The organism is Oleiphilus sp. HI0066 (assembly GCF_001635725.1).
This window is the reverse complement of sequence record NZ_LWFH01000837.1, coordinates 1-552: the sequence shown is the minus strand read 5'-3', so window position 1 is coordinate 552 and position 552 is coordinate 1. Positions and strand designations below refer to the sequence as shown.

The window sequence follows — 552 nt, the reverse complement described above, 5'->3', positions numbered from 1 at the left end:
CCTGATTTACCACTATGGCAAGTTGCTTTAGGTATTTCATTTGGTGTTGTGATTGGTAAAGAAATCTTTGGTGGTACCGGTAAGAACTTCTTAAACCCTGCTTTGACTGGTCGTGCATTCTTGTACTTCGCATACCCAGCTGAAATTTCAGGTGACGTCGTGTGGACTGCAGTTGATGGCTTCTCTGGTGCTACTTCACTTAGCCTCGCGGCAAGTGGTGGTGTCGAAGCGATCATGGCGAACAACATAACTTGGTTGGATGCATTCTTCGGTACCGTTCAAGGGTCGATGGGTGAAACATCAACGCTAGCGATTTTGATCGGCGGTGCGGTTCTTCTCGCAACGCGCATTGCCTCACTTCGTATTGTGATGGGTGTGTTCTTTGGTATGACTGCGATGTCTACCTTGTTGAATCTAATTGGTTCGGACTCTAACCCAATGTTTGATCTGCCATTCTACTGGCACTTCGTTATTGGTGGTTTTGCTTTCGGTATGATCTTTATGGCAACAGACCCTGTGTCTGCTTCCATGACCAATACCGGTAAGTGGTTC

The 552-nt window shown here is 46.7% G+C and carries 1 protein-coding gene; it reads left to right on the top strand.

Translation table 11 applies throughout. The features are described from left to right. On the top strand, positions 1 to 552 hold a 552-nt coding region (locus A3738_RS09810), incomplete at both ends, for an RnfABCDGE type electron transport complex subunit D (protein ID WP_197473772.1).